Origin of the sequence: Actinomadura sp. KC06 (assembly GCF_004348735.1) — a bacterium.
In the GTDB taxonomy this organism is placed as follows: Bacteria; Actinomycetota; Actinomycetes; order Streptosporangiales; family Streptosporangiaceae; genus Spirillospora.
On the sequence record NZ_SMKT01000085.1, the window covers coordinates 21,342 to 39,250 of the forward strand.

Genomic DNA, 17,909 nt, shown 5'->3' on the forward strand with positions numbered 1-17,909 from the left:
AGGCCGTTGAGGCAAGCGGCTTGCGGGTATGGGCTAACCCATGAGGCCCGGCGTTGACCGTGCCGTAGGGCGTACCTGGATCCTCACCCTGGTGATGGTCATCGCGCTCATGGCGAACATCACCTACGTCCAGGGATTCCAGGCCCAGAGCCTGCGCGACGACTCGCTCAACGCCCGCCAGTTCGAGGACCGCTTCAAGATCGACCGGGGCCCCATCGTGGCGGACGGCGAGCGCCTCGCCTGGTCGGAGAAGGTCGATGACGAGCGCTATCAGCGCCGCTACAAGGACGGCCCGGCGTTCGCCCCCGTCACCGGCTACTTCTCCGTGTTCTCCCAGACCGGCCTGGAGGACGCGGAGAACCACTTCCTGGACGGGACCGACGACCGGCTCGCCACGTCCAACCTCGTCGACAAGCTCATCGGCAAGCACGTCCCAGGCGGGACGGTCGAGTCCACCGTCAGCGTCAAGGCGCAGCGCGTCGCCTACGACGCGCTCCAGGGCGCGGGCGCGCGCCGCGCCGCGGCCGTCGTCCTCGACGCCGAAACGGGCGCGATCTTGGTGATGGCGTCGACGCCGTCCTACGACCCCGCGGAAGTGTCGACCCTCGATCGCGAGAAGGCGACGGACGCCTTCGACCGGCTCGGCGACCAGCCCCTCAAGCCGCTGCTCGACAAGGCGGCGCACGAGCTGTTCCCGCCGGGTTCCACGTTCAAGACCGTCGTCGCCGCGTCCGCGCTGGAGGCCGGGGCGAGCGAGCGCACCCGCGTCAAGGCGGGCCGCAGCTACCGCCCGCCCCGCTCCGGGCAGGCGATCAACAACGACGCGGGCGACATCGGCGGCTCGTGCGACCTGAGCCGGATCCCGCTCATCGAGGCGTACGCCCAGTCGTGCAACACCACGTTCGCCTTCATGGGCGCGGAGGAGCCCGGGAACGACGCCGTCCACGCGGCGGCCGCGCGGTTCGGGTTCGGCGACCGGATCGAGTACGCCGACGGCCTGCGCAGCGCCGCCAGCTCCTTCCCGAAGACCGGAGAGCCGTCGCTCAGCGCGCTCGGCTCCATCGGCCAGGGCAGTACGGTCTCCACGCCGCTGCAGATGGCGATGGTCGCCGCCGGGATCGTCAACGACGGCGTGATCATGCGACCGCGCCTGGTCGACAGGCTCCGCGCGCCGGACGGCTCCACGGTGGACGAGATCTCGCCCACCCGGATGTCCACCGCCCTGACCGGCGACCAGGCCGGACAGATGCGGGACATGATGAAGGCCGTCGTCGACCGGGGTACAGGAAAATCGTTGCGAGGGACGTCCGTCCTCGGCGGCAAGACCGGGACCGCCGACGTCGAGGGCGCCGCCCACAACGACCGCTGGTTCATCGGGTTCGGCCCGCGCGACGACCCGAAGTACGCGGTCGCGGTGATGACCGAGGCGCCCGGGTACGGCATCGAGTCGGGCCCGATCGCCGCCAAGATCATCGACGCGCTGGACGGCGAAGGGGGGTGACCGGGCGGCCCCGGTGAAATTCGGGCCGAATGCGATTTGGTACGTTCGCGCCGCAGGTCAGAAACCGGGACCGAAGGGGTTCGCGCCGTGCGCCGTGTCGTCTGTCCGGGATCGTTCGACCCCGTCACCAACGGGCATCTCGACATCATCAGCCGCGCCTCCCGCCTCTACGACGAGGTGGTCGTCGCCGTGCTGATCAACAAGAGCAAGAAGAGCCTGTTCACCGTCGACGAGCGCGCCGACATGATCTCCGAGGTCACCAAGGAGTACGGCAACATCAAGGTCGACACGTTCTACGGGCTCACCGTCGACTACTGCAAGGAGCAGAACATCCCGGTGATCGTCCGCGGGCTCCGGGCCGTCAGCGACTACGAGTACGAGCTGCAGATGGCCCAGATGAACCACCGCATCGCCGGCGTCGAGACGCTGTTCATGGCGACGAACCCCGAGTACGCGTTCCTGTCGTCCAGCCTGATGAAAGAGGTCGTCAGGTTCGGCGGCGACATCTCCGGGCTCGTCCCCGACCTCGTCCACGACCGGCTGGTCGAGCGGCTCAAGGCGGACTGACCTCGATCTTCCCGTCCGGGCCGTCCGGCGCGGGAAGAAAGAGCCTCGCTGACCCCCTGCGAGGACGGAAACACGCACCGGCGGCCCTCCCTGGTGAGCGGCGCCGCGAGTTGGGTCAACGGCCGTGTCTTCGGTACCCTGGGACATCGGCCATCACCCGTGGTCGTCATTCTCATGCCTCACGAAAGCAGGAATCCACTGACACGTCTCGACCCCAACGCCCCTCTCGTGCTCGACACCCGAGCTCTGGGCAGGCAACCCGGGTCGTCGCGGGAGGAGAACCTGTCCGTGCCGGCACCGGAGAATTTCGGCGTCGAGATGGTGGGCGTCCCCGAGGGCGCCGCGATCGAGCTGGACCTCCGGCTCGAAGCGGTCCTGGAAGGGGTGCTCGTCACCGGCACGGCGACGGTCCCCCTCAAGGGGGAGTGCGCACGCTGCCTCGACCCGATCGCCTCGACCTTCGAGGCGGACTTCCAGGAACTCTTCGTCTACGACGACACCCGCTCCGGCGGGAACGCCGACGACGACGAGCTCCGCCTCGAGGGCGACCTGATCGACCTCGAACCGGTCCTGCGGGACGCGGTGGTGCTCGCGCTGCCGCTGTCCCCGCTGTGCCGGGACGACTGCCCGGGCCTGTGCCCGGAGTGCGGTGCGCGGCTGGCGGACGCCGGACCCGGCCACCGCCACGACGTCGCCGACCCCCGGTGGGCGGCGCTGCAGGACCTCGCCGGCGACATGGCGCCGGCGTCCCCCGACCGGGGGGACGGGAGCAACGGCTCCCGTGCTTCATTCGATCGACGAGAAAGAAAGCAGGAGGGCTGACGTGGCCGTCCCGAAGCGGAAGAAGTCGCGCAGCAACACGCGGCACCGGCGCTCGAACTGGAAGACCCAGGCGCCGAACCTGGTCGAGTGCCCGACGTGCCGCGACCAGAAGCTGCCGCACACCGCGTGCGCGACCTGCGGCACCTACAACCGGCGCGAGGTCATCGCCCCGTCGGCCTGAGTCTTCTCGCATCCTGGGGGGCGGATCCGCGCGGACGGCGCGAGCCGCCCCCCGATGCGGCAGGAACCAGGCATCCGACCACCCGGCGCGCGACGCCGGCGTGGTGACAGGCGCGGAGACCGAACGCAAAGTTCACTGCGCCCGGAGCCGTGGTGCACGCCGGGATCAGCCGACCGGCGCGCACCTCGTCTTCGCGGACCCTCCCGCCCGTCCTCGCCGGCCCCGGCCGCCCAGGCCGCGCGCCCCAGACGCGACCGCGCCATGCGCGGTACACGGCCTGCGAGGAGGGCCCGTGAGCGGAAAGAAGAGCGATCCGGCGCCGGATCGCACCGAACTGACCGGCGCCCTCGGCGTCGACGTGAGCGCCGAGCTGCTCGAACGCGCGCTGACGCACCGTTCGTACGCGTACGAGAACGGCGGCCTGCCCACCAACGAGCGCCTGGAGTTCCTCGGAGACTCGGTGCTGGGCCTCGTCGTCACCGACACCCTGTTCCGCGGCCACCCCGACCTGCCGGAGGGGCAGCTCGCCAAGCTGCGCGCCGCCGTCGTCAACATGCGCGCCCTCGCGGGCGTCGCCCGCGGTCTCGGCGTCGGCGCCCACATCCGGCTCGGCCGCGGCGAGGAGGGCACCGGGGGCCGCGACAAGGCCTCGATCCTCGCCGACACGCTGGAGGCGCTGATCGGAGCCGTCTACCTGGACCGCGGGCTGGACGAGGCGTCCGCGCTGGTGCACCGGCTCTTCGACGCGCTGATCGCCCGTTCGGCGGGCCTCGGCGCGGGCCTGGACTGGAAGACCTCGCTGCAGGAGCTCACCGCGGTGGAGGAGCTCGGCGTCCCCGAGTACCACGTCGCCGAGAGCGGTCCCGACCACCAGAAGACGTTCCGCGCGTCCGTGCGGGTCGGCGGCCGGACGTATGGGTCCGGTGAGGGCCGCAGCAAGAAGGAGGCCGAGCAGCACGCCGCCGAGGCCGCCTGGAACGAGATCCGCGAGATCGTCGTCCAGCGGGACGCCCCCGGCCAGGCGCAGTCGGCCGCCGCCGAGCGCGACGGCCAGGGCCGGACCACCGATGAGCAGGCCGGACAGGCGGCCCAGGCCGGTGCCTGAGCTTCCCGAGGTCGAGGTCGTCCGGCGGGGCATGGACCGGTTCACGACGGGCCGCACCATCGCGTCCGCCGAGGTCCTGCACCCGCGGGCGGTGCGCCGCCACGACGCGGGTCCCGCCGACTTCGCCGGACGCCTCGCCGGACGCACCGTCCTGCCGCCCCGCCGCCGCGGCAAGTACCTGTGGCTGCCCCTGCGCGCCGGCGGGGACGGGGCGCCTGAGGAGGCGCTCCTGGCCCACCTCGGGATGAGTGGCCAGCTGCTCGTCGGCGAGCCGGACCGGGAGCGCGAGAAGCATCTGCGGGTCCGGATCGTCTTCGCCGACGGCGGCCTCGACCTGCGCTTCGTCGACCAGCGGACGTTCGGGCACCTCATGGTCACCGACCTGGCGCCGGACAAGGTCGACGGCTCGGGGCTCGTCCCGGAGCCGATCGTCCACATCGCCGCCGACCCGCTGGAGGACGCCTTCGACGCGGAGGCGTTCTTCCGCGCCCTCCGCCGCCGCAGGACCGGGATCAAACGGGCGCTGCTCGACCAGTCGCTGATCAGCGGCGTCGGCAACATCTACGCCGACGAGGCGCTGTGGCGGGCGAGGCTGCACTGGGCGCGGCCGACCGAGACGATGACCCGGGCGGAGGCCGCGCGGCTTCTGGAGGCCGCTCAGGACGTCATGGGCGCCGCCCTGGCGGTCGGCGGCACGTCGTTCGACAGGCTCTACGTCAACGTGAACGGCGAGAGCGGCTACTTCGAGCGCTCGCTGGACGCCTACGGCAGGCGGGACGAGCCGTGCCGCCGCTGCGGGACGCCCATCCGCCGGGACGAGTTCATGAACCGTTCGTCCTACAGCTGCCCCGTGTGCCAGCCGCGCCCGCGGCGGGCACGGTACTAGGGCGGCGGATCGATGACCGGAACGGGGGACGCGATGGACGCCGGCGACGAGACGGTGCGGCTGACGGCCTGGGTGCGCGGCCGCGTCCAGGGAGTCGGTTTCCGCTGGTGGGTGCGGGCGCGGGCGCTGGAGCTCGGCCTGGCCGGCAGCGCCACCAACCTGCCCGACGGGCGCGTGGAGGTCGTCGCCGAAGGCCCCTGGGCCAAGTGCCGCCGGCTCCTGGACCTGCTGGGCGGCGACGACGCGGACCCGGCCCGTCCGGGGAAGGTCACCGGCGTCACCGAGCGTTGGACCGCGCCACGCGGCGAGGCGCCCGGTTTCCACGAGCGGTGACGGGGTAGGGACCTCTGGTTTATACCTGCTAAACTAGTAGAGGAAGGTTGTTACCGGCCTGTGATGTGCGTCTTGACCAGGACACCGGCCGGTGCGACTCTAGACGATACGCGCACCGACTTCAGCAGATTCTCGTGCGCGATCCCTGCTGGTTACTCAGCGTGGAGGACCCTTAGTCATGGCGAAGGCTCTACTCGGCCACGTCGGCGGTCCCGACCCCCGGATGGTCGCGGAGATGCGGCGCCTTCAGCAGCGCGTACGTGATCTGGAAGCCGAGCTCGTACGGCTCCAGGCGGAGAACGACGCGCTTGCGACGGCGACGGACGACGATGTGATGTCGCTTCCGGTGAAGGACCGTGAACCGGCGCTGACCTGATCGGCGCCCGCTTCTCAAGAGTGAACAGGGACGCCGCCACTCGGCGTCCCTTAGTTATGCCGTGTTGGCCCAGGGGGGCGACCCCCTGGAACCCCTGTCGCGAGCCGGTCGATCCTCACGCCACGGTGCGGGTTTCCGTGACCGTGCGGGTTTGTGATCGTGGCGCTGCGGTCGCCCGGCTCGTCGGGTCGTGCGATCTCCGGCGCTGGGGCGCCTCCGGCCCCACGACCCGTGACCCCGGCTTAGGCACAGCCCAAGCAGGCAAAACCTGACCCGTCCAGGTATGGACGCAGTCGCCGTTCACCCATTTCTGGGAACCGGGGACATCCGCCATTTCCGCGCACCCCCGCGCCGCCCCCTCCGATACCAGTCAAGATTCGGTCAACCCCGACCCTTTTTCGGTTTGTCCGACCCTGACGGTTTTGTGGCAATTGCTGGCATCGGGGGTACCCGAACGTCCGCGAAGACCACCGTCACCCGCAGCAGCGCGCACTGCGCAACCAATAGACGCACCCACCTCAGCCACCACCCCAGCCACGCACAGACCCAAACAGTCGCGATCGCGTCCGAAGGCAGGTTCGAGCGAAGCGAGAACCTGATCGCGCAGCGAGCCGCCAGGCGAGCCGGAGCGATGCCAGCGATCGCACAGCGTTGCTCGACGATGGAGGGCCGCCAAGGCCCGAAGGAGGAGAGAAACGCAGTAAACCCAGTATCGTTCGACGGATGTTGTCGGCCCGTGTGTGGAGGAGGGGGACGGGGAGCGCGTGTATCTGAAGAATCTGACGTTGCGCGGCTTCAAGTCCTTCGCGTCGTCCACCACGTTGAAGTTCGAGCCGGGCATCACGGCCGTGGTGGGGCCTAACGGATCGGGCAAGTCGAACGTCGTGGACGCGCTGGCCTGGGTGATGGGGGAGCAGGGCGCGAAGTCGCTGCGCGGCGGCAAGATGGAGGACGTCATCTTCGCCGGTACCGCGAACCGGGCGCCGCTCGGGCGCGCCGAGGTCGTGCTGACGATCGACAACTCCGACGGCGCGCTGCCGATCGACTACACCGAGGTCACGATCAGCCGGCTGATGTTCCGGTCGGGGTCGAGCGAGTACGCGATCAACGGGGACGCGTGCCGGCTGCTGGACATCCAGGAGCTGTTGTCCGACTCGGGCATCGGCCGCGAGATGCACGTGATCATCGGGCAGGGGCAGCTCGACCGCGTCCTGCATTCGGGTCCTGAGGGGCGCCGGGCGGTGATCGAGGAGGCCGCGGGCGTCCTCAAGCACCGCAAGCGGAAGGAGAAGGCGCTCCGCAAGCTGGACGCGATGCAGGGCAACCTGACGCGCGTCCAGGACCTGACCGGTGAGCTGAGGCGACAGCTGAAGCCGCTGGGCAGGCAGGCGGAGATCGCGCGCAAGGCCGCCGTCATCCAGGCCGACCTGCGGGACGCGCGGCTCAGGCTGCTGGCGGACGACCTCGTCACGCTGCGGACGAAGCTGGATCAGGAGGCCGCGGACGAGGCCGCGATCCGGGAGCGCCGCACGGAGACGGAGCGGGCGCTGGCGGAGGCGCAGCAGCGCGAGGGCGTGCTGGAGGCGGAGGAGGCCGAGCAGGCGCCGAGGCTCGCGCAGGTGCAGGACACGTGGTTCCAGCTGTCGGCGTTGAAGGAGCGGCTGCGCGGCGTCGCGGACCTCGCGGCCGAGCGGCACCGGAATGCGGCCGAGGCGCGCGAGGAGGAGCGGCGCGGGCGCGATCCCGAGGACATGGAGCGCGAGGCGGCCGAGATCCGCGAGCAGGAGGAGATGCTCCGGGCGGCGCTGGACGAGGCGCAGGACGGCCTGTCGCACGCGGTGGAGGAGCGGTCGGGCGCCGAGGAGGCCCTCGCGGCCGAGGAGCGCAGGCTGCAGGCCGCCGCGCGGGCGGCCGCCGACCGTCGCGAGGAGCTGGCCAGGCTGCGCGGACGCGTCGAGGCGCTGCGCAGCAAGGCGCAGGCCGGGCGGTCGGAGATCGGGCGGCTCGCCGAGGCGCGGGACGAGGCCGAGCAGCGCGCCGAGTCGGCGCGGGCCGAGTTCGAGGCGTTCGAGGCGGAGGTCGTCGAGGATCCGGCGCTGGCGGCGGAGCACGAGGCCGTCCAGGAGGCGCTCGCCACCGCCAAGGACGCCGCCGAGTCGGCGCGGGCGGCGGTGGACGGTCCGCGCCGCGCGCTGAAGGAGGCCCGGACGTCCGTGGGCTCGGCCCGTTCGGCCGATCAGGCGGCGCAGAAGAAGGTCGCCGCGCTGCAGGCCCGGATCGAGGCCCTGAACCTGACGCTGTCCAGCGCCGCCGATGGCGGGGAGGCCCTGCTGTCGGCGGGTTCGGACGGCTCGCTCGACGGCGTTCTCGGGACGGTGGCGTCGCTGCTGAACGTCCGTCCCGGGTATGAGACGGCCGTCGCGGCGGCGCTCGGGAACGCAGCGGAGGCCATCGCCGTCGGTTCGCTCGACACCGCCGAGGCCGCGTTGGCACTGCTGCGCTCGCGCGATGCCGGACGGGCCGGGCTGCTCATCGGCGGGGGAGCGGCCGCGCCGTGGAACCGGGTCCCGGGCGTCGACTATGCGGTCGATGCGGTGAACGTGCCGGATTCTGTGCGTCCAGCGGTTGAGCATCTACTGCGTGATGTGGCCGTGGTGAACGACGTCCCAACAGCGGCTGCGCTCGTCCGTAGGGAAGCGTCTGTGCGAGCTGTTACCCGCGATGGCGAACTCGTGGGCGCGCACTGGGCGCAGGGTGGCGCGGCGGGCGGCGGGCAGAGTCTTCTGCAGATGCGCGCGACGCTCGATCAGGCCGCTGAGGACTTGGCCGCCGCCGAGACGGCGGCCGGCGCGGCAGCCGATGACCTCAGCGCGTCGATAGAGCGCGAGCAGGCTGCACAGGCGGCGCTGGAGGGCGCGGAAGCCGCCGCAGCCGAAGCCCAGTCGAGCGTGAACCAGGCCCAGGCGGAGCTTGACCGCGTCCGCGCGCGCTTGCGCGAGTTCGACGCGCAGGCCGCTCAGGAGGCCCAGCGCGCAGCCCGCCTGGAGGCCGATGTGCGTGCCGCCCGGGGCGAGGCGGAGCGGCTGACCAAGGCGCTCGACGCGGCGAACGAGTCCCTGGAGCGCGACACCGAGGCGGCCGAGGAGCTCGCGATGCGGTTCGCCGAGTCGGAGGAGGCCGCGGAGGTCGCCGAGGAGGCCGGGCACGACACCGACGCCCGCGACGAGCTGAACGCCCGCTGCCAGGAGCTGCGCGCCGCCGAGATGGAGTCGCGGCTGACGGTCCGCACCGCGGAGGAGCGCGTCCAGGCCATCGCCGGACGCGCCGACGCGCTGGAACGCGGCGCCCGCCGCGAACGCGAGGAACGCGCCCGCGCCGCGCAGCGCCGCGCCCGCCGCGAGCAGCAGGCCAGGGTCGCCGACGCCGTCCTCAAGGGCGCGCGGACGGCCCTGGAGCGCATCGAGCACTCCCTGGCCGCCGCCGTCCGGCGCAGGGAGGCCGCGGAGCAGGCCAAGGCCGCCCGCGAGGCCGAGGTGAAGGTCGTCCGGACGCAGGTGCGCGAGCTGTCCGGGACGCTCGAACGGCTCGTCAACGTCGTCCATGGAAACGAGGTCGCCCGCGCCGAACAACGGCTCCGGCTGGAGCAGTTCGAGCAGCGCGCACTGGAGGAGTTCGGCCTGGAGGTCGAGGCGCTGGTGTCGGAGTACGGGCCCGATCAGCCCGTCCCGCCCGACCATGAGAAAGACACCGGTCCGGACGGGGAGAATGGCGCTGTCGCACAGCCCGTCCCCTACGACAGGGCCGTCCAGGAAAAGCGCGCCAAAGTCGCGGAACGGCAGCTCAACCAGCTCGGCAAAGTCAATCCGCTGGCGCTGGAGGAGTTCGCCGCGCTGGAGGAGCGGCACGCGTTCCTGACCTCGCAACTGGAAGACCTGAAGAAGACCCAGCGGGAACTTCTCGGCCTCGTCAAAGAGGTGGACGAGCGCGTCCAGCAGGTGTTCGCCGCCGCCTACGACGACACCGCCCGCGAATTCGAACGCATTTTCGCCCGGCTGTTCCCCGGCGGGGAGGGCAGCCTGTCGCTGACCGAGCCGGACGACATGCTCACCACCGGCGTCGAGGTCGCGGCGCGCCCGCCCGGCAAGAAGGTCAAGCGGCTTTCGCTGCTGTCGGGCGGCGAGCGGTCCCTGGTCGCGATCGCGTTCCTCGTCGCCGTCTTCAAGGCCAGGCCCTCGCCGTTCTACGTCCTGGACGAGGTCGAGGCCGCGCTGGACGACACCAACACGCAGCGGCTCATCACCGTCTTCGAGGAGCTGCGCGAGTCGTCCCAGATCATCCTGATCACCCACCAGAAGCGGACGATGGAGGGCGCCGACGCCCTCTACGGCGTCAGCATGCGCGGCGACGGCGTCACCCAGGTCGTCAGCCAGCGGCTGCACGAGCACGCCTGAATTCCCCTATCGCGGTGATATCCGCCACCTTTCCCTGGAACGTTACATCGTCCGGTGGTCCATATTTCGGACGGTCCCGGGATCTGGTCCGCCGTATTTTCGGCGTCCTATAACGGTTTGGCACGGGGTCATTTGCGCCGGTAACAGGATGGTCCGTGCGGCCAAGATGCACTGAACGTGACGGCGCGGCGACGCTCACGGACTTGTGTGCCTTGGACCCATCCACTACGCATAGGCACCGTGGTTCTCCGGCTCCCCCTTGCCGGGCACCCCCGTCCGGTGCGGAGAACCGCTGGAAGGGTGATGCCCGTGGACCCGCAGAAACTCAAAGACAATTTCGCCCTGGTGGCCGTGAACGGCATGGACGTCGCCGAATATTTCTACGCGGACCTTTTCGCGCGGGAACCGCAGCTCAGGTCGATGTTCCCGGCCGGGATGACCGGGCAGCACGAGATGCTCCTCGGCGCCCTGTCCCAGATCGTCTCGACCGTCGACGACGAGGACCGGCTCGTCCCGTTCCTGCGGGACCTCGGCCGCCGGCACCACGGCTTCGGCGTCGTCGCCGAGCACTACGCGCCCGTCGGCGCCAGCCTCATCGCCACCCTCGCCTACTTCAGCGGGCCCGCCTGGACGGAGGACCTCGAACACGACTGGACGGCCGCCTACGGCCTCGTCGCCAAGGTCATGTCCGAGGCCGCCGCGGAGCTCGTCTCCTGATACGACGTGGACGCCCAGCGCCTGAAAGACAACTTCGCGCACGTCGCCGAGCAAGGCGACGCCGTCGCGCTGTTCTTCTACTCCGACCTGTTCGTGCGCAACCCGCACCTGCGCGACATGTTCCCGATCGGGATGAGCCACCAGCGCGACAAGCTGCTGCGCGCCCTCGGGCACATCGTCGCCCAGGTCGACGACCTGTCCAACCTCGTCCCGTTCCTCCAGCAGCTCGGCCGTGACCATCGCAGGTTCGGGATCGTCGCCGAGCACTACCCGCACGTCGGCGCCAGCCTCATCGCCACGCTCCGGCACTTCTCTGGGGACACCTGGTCCGATGAGGTCGAGAGCGACTGGGGCGCCGCGTACGGCCTCGTCGCCAAGGTCATGCTGGAGGCCGCCGACGAGGACTCCCTGACCCGGCCCGCCTGGTGGAACGGCCAGGTCGTCGCGATCGAACGGCGCCGGTTCGACATCGCCGTCCTGCGCGTCCAGCCCGACCGGCCGCTGCCGTACGAGCCCGGCCAGTCCGTCGCGCTGGAGGTGCCGTCCCGGCTGCGGCACTGGCGGTACTACTCGATGGCGAACGCGCCGCGTCCCGACCACAGCGTCGACTTCCACGTCCGGCTCGTGGACGGGGGCCCGGTCAGCCCCGTCCTGGTGCGCGCCACCGAGACCGGCGACCGCGTCCGGATGGGCGCCCCCGTCGGCACCCTCACGCTGGACGAGTCGTCCGGACGGGACGTCATGCTCATCGCGGGCAGCACCGGACTGGCCCCGCTCAAGGCGATCCTGGAGCAGATCGCCCGCCGTCAAAGCCCGCCGCGCGTCCACCTGTTCTTCGGCGCCCGCACCCGCGACGGCCTGTACGACCTGGAGCACCTGAGCAAGCTCGCCGGCGAGTTCCCCTGGCTCACCGTCGTCCCCGCCGTGTCGGAGGAATCCGGCGGGCACGGGTTCTCACCCGTGCTCCAGTCGGGACCGCAGCCGGGATCGCAGTCGTGGTTCGAGGCGGGTCCCCAGCCGGGCCCGTCCCCGGTGGACGGCGAGATCGAGCACGGGAACCTGTCCGACGTCGTGGCCAGGCGCGGCCCCTGGGACGACCACGACGCGTATGTGTGCGGGCCCGCCGCGATGGTCGGGCACACCGCCGAGCAGCTCGCGCTGCTCGGCGTCCCGCGGGACCGCATCCGGTTGGAAACCTTCGCAGACGCACAGAGGTGAGCGCGTTGAACCCACCGAACCTTCCCGTCGTTTCCGAGGGCACGCGGCTGACCCCGGGCGAGCTCCGGTCGGTGGAGTTCGCCCGCGCCGCGCTTGGCCGCCGCGGTTACGACGAGGAGGAGGTCCGCGCCTTCCTGGCGTACGTCGAGCGGGAACTCGTCCAGATCTTCAACGACAAGGCCGCGCTCGGCGACGAGGTCAACCGGCTCCGCTCCCAGGCCGCCGCCGGCGGCGGGAACGGCGTGATGGCGCCCGAGGACGCCCATTTCCAGGCCGTCCGGATCCTGTCGCAGGCGCAGCAGACCGCCGACCTGTACGTCGCGGACGCCGAGCGCTACACCCGCGAGCTCGCCCACGAGGCCCGGCTGCACCGCGAGGCGATCCTGTCCGACGCCAAGGGACGCGCCGAGCAGATGCTGGAACACGCCCACCGCAAGGCCGCGGCCGTCGCCGACGCCGCCGTCCGGACCGCCGAACAGCACGCGCGGGCCTCCTCCGCCCGCCCGCTCGGCGCCCTGCCGGACGACGAACGCCGCGCGATGGAACGGGAGATCGCCTACCTGCGCACCTATAGCGACGTCTACCGCACCCACCTGCGCTCCTACCTGGAAGCACTCCTCCGCAACGTCGACGAATGGGAGAACTCCGAACGGGCCGCGTTGCCTTAGCGTTTTTCTCCTCCTTCGGCCCTGGCGGGCCTCCATCGTCGACAAACGCGCGCGATCGCTGCTGTGTTTATGGCAGCGTCCTCCTCCTTCGGGCGCTGGGCGCCCTCCATCGTCGGGCGCTGCGCGCGATCGCTGCATCGCTTCGGCTCGCCTGGCGGCTCGCTGCGCGATCAGGTTTCTCGCAGGCTCGAACCTGCCTTCGGACGCGATCGCAGGCGTTGGGGTTGTTGCGGGGTTGCGGCGGTGGCTGGTGCGGTCTCGTCCGTGAGGTTCCAGGGGATTGGCCGTAGGGTGCCAGGGGTTGGCCGTGGGGCTCCCGTGGTCTCGGCCGTGGGTTCCAGGGGGTTGGCTCGTTGGGTAGGCGGCTTCTGGAAAACTGGGGGGCGCTATGGAATATCTGATCGTCATTGCCGCGCTGGTGGTCGTCGCGCTGATCGTCGGCGGTGTCATGTTGGTGCGCCCGCGTCTGGGACGGGAGCGGCCGCCCGCCGAGCGTCCAGGCGAGCGGGCGGGGGGTGCGACCGCCGTCGATGAGGCGGGCGCGCCCACCTTGGAGAAGGCGCCGCCTACGGAGGTGCCGCCGCCGCGGCCTACGGTCGAGATCGAGAAACCGCCGCCGGGGGCGGGACGGCTGGTCAGGCTGAGGGCGCGGCTCGCCCGCTCGCAGAACACCTTCGGCAAGACCCTGCTCGGGCTGCTGTCGCGCGAGACGCTGGACGACGACGCCTGGGAGGAGATCGAGGACACCCTGATCACCGCCGACCTCGGCGCCGCCGTGGCCCGCCAGGTCACCGACGACCTGCGGACGCGCGTGCAGGTCCTCGGCACGCGCAGCCCCGGCGAGGTCCGCGAGATGCTCAAGCAGGAGCTGGTCAAGCAGATCGGCCCGGACCTGGACCGCTCGCTGCACACCGACACGCCCGGCGAGCGTCCCGCCGTGCTGATGGTCGTCGGCGTCAACGGCACCGGCAAGACCACCACGTGCGGGAAGCTCGGCCGCGTCCTCGTCGGCGATGGGAAGACCGTGCTCGTCGGCGCCGCCGACACGTTCCGCGCCGCCGCGGCCGACCAGCTGGAGACGTGGGCGAACCGGGTGGGGGCGCAGGTCGTCCGGAAGGACGAGGGCGCCGACCCCGCCAGCGTCGCGTTCGACGCCGTCAAGCAGGGCGTCGACACCAAGGTCGACGTGGTGATCATCGACACCGCGGGCCGGCTGCACACCAAGACCGGGCTGATGGACGAGCTCGGCAAGATCAAGCGGGTCGTGGAGAAGCAGGCCACGGTCGACGAGGTGCTGCTCGTCCTGGACGCCACGACCGGGCAGAACGGCATGCAGCAGGCCCGCGTGTTCGCCGAGGTCGTCAACATCACCGGCGTCGTCCTGACGAAGCTGGACGGCACCGCGAAGGGCGGCATCGTCGTCCAGGTGCAGCGCGAGCTCGGCGTCCCGGTCAAGCTCGTCGGGCTCGGCGAGGGGCCGGACGATCTCGCCCCCTTCGAGCCCGAGGCCTTTGTCGACGCCATCCTGGGAGACTGAAAAAACAGGCCAATATTGCGGAAATGCGGTTTGTGAGGATTTGGAAACACCGGTGAAACACGCCGGGACCGGGTTTCACACCGCGGAAACGTAGGAGCCCCTCAGCCGAAACCGCCGCGCCCGAGTCTCTGAGCAGTCACGTTCCCCTGGCGAGGAGGGACTCTCTCAGAGATGAAGATCGATAGCGGTGGCACCGCCTGGATGCTGACGAGCACCGCGCTCGTCCTGCTGATGACGCCCGGACTTGCCTTCTTCTACGGCGGCATGAGCCGCGCCAAAAGCGTGCTCAACATGATGATGATGAGCTTCGTCAGCATCGCCGTCGTGGGAATGGCGTGGGTCGTCTACGGCTACTCCCTCACGTTCGGCGACGGCGGCGGGCTCAGCTCGTTCATCGGCGGGTTCGGCGACTGGGGCCTCGTCGGCCTGGAGAACGCCGCCACGGCCGACGACGGCACCGGCATCCCGCAACTGGTGTTCGCGGCCTTCCAGGCCACGTTCGCCATCATCACCGTCGCGCTGATCAGCGGCGCCGTCGCCGACCGCGCCAAGTTCGGCGCCTGGGTCGTGTTCACCCTCGTGTGGGTGACGCTCGTGTACTTCCCGATCGCCCACTGGGTCTGGTGGTCGGACGGCGAGAAGGCCGGCTGGCTCTTCGACCTCGGCGCCCTCGACTTCGCGGGCGGCACGGTCGTCCACATCAACGCGGGCGTCGCGGCACTCGCGCTCGTCCTCGTCCTCGGCAAGCGCAGGGGCTGGCCGAAGGAGCCGATGCGCCCGCACAACCTGCCGTTCGTCCTGCTTGGCGCAGGGCTGCTGTGGTTCGGCTGGTTCGGGTTCAACGCCGGATCCGCTCTCGGCGCCGGAGCCACCGCCGCCGTCGCGTTCGTCAACACGCTCGCCGCGACCTGCGCCGCCGCGTTCACGTGGATCGTCGTGGAGAAGCTGCGGGACGGGTCGTCCACCACGCTCGGCATCGCGTCCGGCATCGTCGCCGGGCTGGTCGCCGTCACCCCGGCCTGCGCGTTCGTCACCCCGCTCGGCGCCATCGCCCTCGGCCTCGTCGCCGGCGCGGTCTGCGCGTTCGCCGTCAGCCTGAAGTACAAGCTCGGCTACGACGACTCGCTGGACGTCGTCGGCGTCCACATGGTCGGCGGCATCGTCGGCGCCCTCCTCATCGGCGTCCTGGCCACCACGGCGGTCAACGACGCCGGCGCCGACGGCCTGCTCGCCGGCGGCGGGTTCGCGCTGCTCGGCGAGCAGGCGGTGGCGGTCCTCGCGACGCTCGCGTACTCGTTCACCGTCACCTACGTGATCGCCAAGGTCATCGACCTGATCATGGGCTTCCGGATCAGCGAGGACGACGAGGCTGCCGGCATCGACAGCACGGCCCACGCCGAGACGGCGTACGACTTCGGCACCATCCGGGCGGGCATCGGCTCCGGCGCGACCGCGGCGGCGCACGCCCCGGTCTCCGGCGTCCCCGGCGGCACGAAGGTGGAGGCAAAGGGATGAAGCTCGTCACTGCGGTCATCAAGCCGTTCAAGCTGGACGACGTGAAGAGGGCGCTGGAGGCGTTCGGCGTCCGGGGCCTGACGGTCAGCGAGGCCAGCGGCTACGGCCGCCAGAAGGGCCACACGGAGGTCTACCGCGGCGCCGAGTACCAGGTCGACCTGGTGCCCAAGCTGCGGATCGAGGTCCTCGTGGACGCGGCGGACGCCGACGACATCATCGACGTGATCGTCAAGGCGGCCCGCACCGACAAGATCGGCGACGGCAAGGTCTGGGCCGTCCCGGTCGACACCGTCGTCCGCGTCCGCACCGGCGAAACCGGCCCCGAAGCCCTCTAGGCGGCACGATGGCCCCGGGACGGCAAGCGGAATCCGGCGACGGGCCGGAAGCGGCCCGGGCTGCTCTCGCGGCGGCCCGGGCCGAACGGGCCGCCGAGCTGGACCGATGGCTGCGATCCCTCCTGACCGCCGCCCCTGCCCGCCCGGTCCACGAGGACGTCGCCCTCATCGCGGTCGGCAGCCACGCACGACGTGAACTGACGCCCGGCGGCGACCTCGACCTCGTCCTCCTCCATCGAGGCCGCGCCGGGATCGCCGAGATCGCCGACCGTGTCTGGTATCCGGTCTGGGACTCCGGGCTGCGGCTCGACCACTCCGTCCGCACCGTGCACGAGGCCCGGACGGTCGCGCGCGGCGACATGAAGGCGGCCCTCGGCCTCCTGTCGGCGCGCCTGATCGCGGGCGATCGCGCACTCGCGGACGAACTGCGCAGCGCCGTCCTCACCGACTGGCGGGCGGACGCCCCCGTTCGCCTGCCCGAGCTGTCGCAGATGTGCCGCGAACGGTGGGAGTCCCATGGCGAGCTGGCCTTTCTCCTGGAACCCGACCTCAAAGAGGCGCACGGCGGGCTGCGCGACGTCCACGTCCTGCACGCCGTCGCCGCGTCCTGGGTGGCGTCCGGTCCCGACGGCCGGGTCCGGGCGGCCCATGAACTGCTGCTCGACGCCCGGCACGCGCTGCACGAGGTCACGGGCCGATCCACGGACCGCCTCGTCTTGCAGGAACAGGACGCGGTCGCCCGCGCCCTCGGCCTGGCCGACGCGAACGTCCTGCAACGCTTGATCGCGGAGGCCGCCCGCACGATCACCTACGCTGCGTCGCACGCGTGGCGCCGCGCCGACCGCTTCACCAGGTCCCGGCGCGGCGTCGAGCGGCGTCCTGTCGGCGACGGCGCCGTCGACCACGACGGCGAGGTCGTCCTCGCGCGGAACGCCGACCTGAACGATCCAGCGCTCGCCCTCCGCGTCGCCGCGGCCGCCGCGCACGCGGGCCTGCCGCTGGCACCCGCGACGGTCGACCGGCTCGCCGAACACGCCGCCCTGCCGCGCACGCCCTGGCCCGCCGCCGCCCGCGATGCCCTCGTGTCCCTGCTCGGCGCCGGCCCCGCCGCCATCGGCGTCTGGGAGGCGCTCGACCAGGCCGGGCTGATCGTCCGGCTGCTGCCCGAATGGGAACGCGTCCGCAACCGTCCGCAGCGCAACCCCGTCCACCGCTTCACCGTGGACCGCCACCTCGTGGAAACCGCCACCGGCGCCGCCGCCCTCACCCGCGAGGTCGCCCGCCCTGATCTCCTCCTCGTCGGCGCCCTCCTGCACGACATCGGCAAGGGCCGTCCCGGCGACCACTCCGCCACCGGCGCCGCCATCGCCCGCGACATCGGCGCCGACCTCGGCTTCCCCGAGGACGACGTTCGCGTGCTGGAGACGCTCGTCCGCCACCACCTGCTCCTGCCCGAAACCGCCACCCGCCGCGACATCGACGACCCGATGACCGTGCAGACGGTCACCGCCGCCGTCTCGGCGGTGCCCGGCCGCGAACGCGAGATCCTCGACCTCCTCGCCGCACTGGCGGTCGCCGACGGCAACGCCACCGGCCCCGCCGCCTGGGGCACCTGGAAGGCCGCCCTCGTCACCGACCTGACCCGCCGCGCCGCCGCCGCACTGTCCGGCGGCTCCCGCCCCGTCCTGTCTCTTATC

The 17,909-nt window shown here is 71.4% G+C and carries 16 protein-coding genes; all 16 read left to right on the plus strand.

The annotated features are described in order from the left end of the window. Window positions 1-40: 40 nt before the first annotated feature. Window positions 41-1,501: a penicillin-binding transpeptidase domain-containing protein gene (locus tag E1287_RS25315; protein ID WP_131967551.1), complete on the plus strand. Its 1,461-nt coding sequence runs from the start codon at window positions 41-43 to the stop codon at window positions 1,499-1,501. 87 nt (window positions 1,502-1,588) lie between these two features. Beyond that, window positions 1,589-2,068: a pantetheine-phosphate adenylyltransferase gene (gene coaD / locus E1287_RS25320; RefSeq protein ID WP_131967552.1), complete on the plus strand. Its 480-nt coding sequence runs from the start codon at window positions 1,589-1,591 to the stop codon at window positions 2,066-2,068. Window positions 2,069-2,242: 174 nt separating this feature from the next. Further along, window positions 2,243-2,890, plus strand: coding sequence for a YceD family protein (locus E1287_RS25325; protein ID WP_131967553.1), 648 nt, complete (start codon window positions 2,243-2,245; stop codon window positions 2,888-2,890). A 1-nt stretch (window position 2,891) separates the two neighbouring features. Further along, the gene (rpmF, locus tag E1287_RS25330) at window positions 2,892-3,071 is read left to right on the plus strand and encodes a 50S ribosomal protein L32 (protein WP_131967554.1); all 180 of its coding nucleotides are present in this window, start codon (window positions 2,892-2,894) and stop codon (window positions 3,069-3,071) included. A gap of 292 nt (window positions 3,072-3,363) precedes the next feature. After that, window positions 3,364-4,176, plus strand: a complete 813-nt coding sequence (gene rnc, locus E1287_RS25335) for a ribonuclease III (protein ID WP_131967555.1) — start codon at window positions 3,364-3,366, stop codon at window positions 4,174-4,176. Beyond that, a complete protein-coding gene (gene mutM, locus E1287_RS25340) occupies window positions 4,169-5,062 on the plus strand; it encodes a bifunctional DNA-formamidopyrimidine glycosylase/DNA-(apurinic or apyrimidinic site) lyase (RefSeq protein ID WP_131967556.1) in 894 nt (297 codons plus the stop codon). Before rnc ends, mutM begins: the two co-directional genes overlap by 8 nt. A 33-nt stretch (window positions 5,063-5,095) precedes the next feature. Continuing rightward, complete coding sequence (locus E1287_RS25345) at window positions 5,096-5,395, plus strand: acylphosphatase (protein ID WP_131967569.1); 300 nt, start codon at window positions 5,096-5,098, stop codon at window positions 5,393-5,395. A 178-nt stretch (window positions 5,396-5,573) separates the two neighbouring features. Then, window positions 5,574-5,771: a hypothetical protein gene (locus tag E1287_RS25350; protein ID WP_131967557.1), complete on the plus strand. Its 198-nt coding sequence runs from the start codon at window positions 5,574-5,576 to the stop codon at window positions 5,769-5,771. Window positions 5,772-6,535: 764 nt separating this feature from the next. Then, a complete protein-coding gene (gene smc, locus E1287_RS25355) occupies window positions 6,536-10,222 on the plus strand; it encodes a chromosome segregation protein SMC (RefSeq protein WP_131967558.1) in 3,687 nt (1,228 codons plus the stop codon). 309 nt (window positions 10,223-10,531) lie between these two features. Then, on the plus strand, window positions 10,532-10,939 hold the full coding sequence (locus E1287_RS25360; RefSeq protein WP_165969173.1) for a globin domain-containing protein: 408 nt from the start codon (window positions 10,532-10,534) through the stop codon (window positions 10,937-10,939). 6 nt (window positions 10,940-10,945) lie between these two features. Further along, the gene (locus E1287_RS25365; protein WP_131967560.1) at window positions 10,946-12,157 is read left to right on the plus strand and encodes a globin domain-containing protein; all 1,212 of its coding nucleotides are present in this window, start codon (window positions 10,946-10,948) and stop codon (window positions 12,155-12,157) included. Between the two features lie 5 nt (window positions 12,158-12,162). Continuing rightward, window positions 12,163-12,825: a DivIVA domain-containing protein gene (locus E1287_RS25370; protein ID WP_165969174.1), complete on the plus strand. Its 663-nt coding sequence runs from the start codon at window positions 12,163-12,165 to the stop codon at window positions 12,823-12,825. A 388-nt stretch (window positions 12,826-13,213) separates the two neighbouring features. Then, on the plus strand, window positions 13,214-14,362 hold the full coding sequence (gene ftsY, locus E1287_RS25375) for a signal recognition particle-docking protein FtsY (protein WP_131967562.1): 1,149 nt from the start codon (window positions 13,214-13,216) through the stop codon (window positions 14,360-14,362). Between the two features lie 171 nt (window positions 14,363-14,533). Then, window positions 14,534-15,877, plus strand: coding sequence for an ammonium transporter (locus E1287_RS25380; RefSeq protein ID WP_131967563.1), 1,344 nt, complete (start codon window positions 14,534-14,536; stop codon window positions 15,875-15,877). After that, on the plus strand, window positions 15,874-16,212 hold the full coding sequence (locus E1287_RS25385; protein WP_131967564.1) for a P-II family nitrogen regulator: 339 nt from the start codon (window positions 15,874-15,876) through the stop codon (window positions 16,210-16,212). The genes E1287_RS25380 and E1287_RS25385 overlap by 4 nt, the downstream gene beginning before the upstream one ends. 8 nt (window positions 16,213-16,220) lie before the next feature. Then, window positions 16,221-17,909, plus strand: a 1,689-nt coding sequence (locus E1287_RS25390) for a [protein-PII] uridylyltransferase (protein ID WP_131967565.1), incomplete at its 3' end; no start/stop codon positions are given.

Bases quoted from the DNA above. Each gene is read 5' to 3' on its own strand.
- E1287_RS25315 (WP_131967551.1), top strand. From the start codon at position 41: ATGAGGCCCGGCGTTGACCGTGCCGTAGGGCGTACCTGGATCCTCACC.
- E1287_RS25325 (WP_131967553.1), top strand. From the start codon at position 2,243: ATGCCTCACGAAAGCAGGAATCCACTGACACGTCTCGACCCCAACGCC.
- E1287_RS25345 (WP_131967569.1), top strand. From the start codon at position 5,096: ATGGACGCCGGCGACGAGACGGTGCGGCTGACGGCCTGGGTGCGCGGC.
- E1287_RS25350 (WP_131967557.1), top strand. From the start codon at position 5,574: ATGGCGAAGGCTCTACTCGGCCACGTCGGCGGTCCCGACCCCCGGATG.
- ftsY (WP_131967562.1), top strand. From the start codon at position 13,214: ATGGAATATCTGATCGTCATTGCCGCGCTGGTGGTCGTCGCGCTGATC.
- E1287_RS25380 (WP_131967563.1), top strand. From the start codon at position 14,534: ATGAAGATCGATAGCGGTGGCACCGCCTGGATGCTGACGAGCACCGCG.
- E1287_RS25385 (WP_131967564.1), top strand. From the start codon at position 15,874: ATGAAGCTCGTCACTGCGGTCATCAAGCCGTTCAAGCTGGACGACGTG.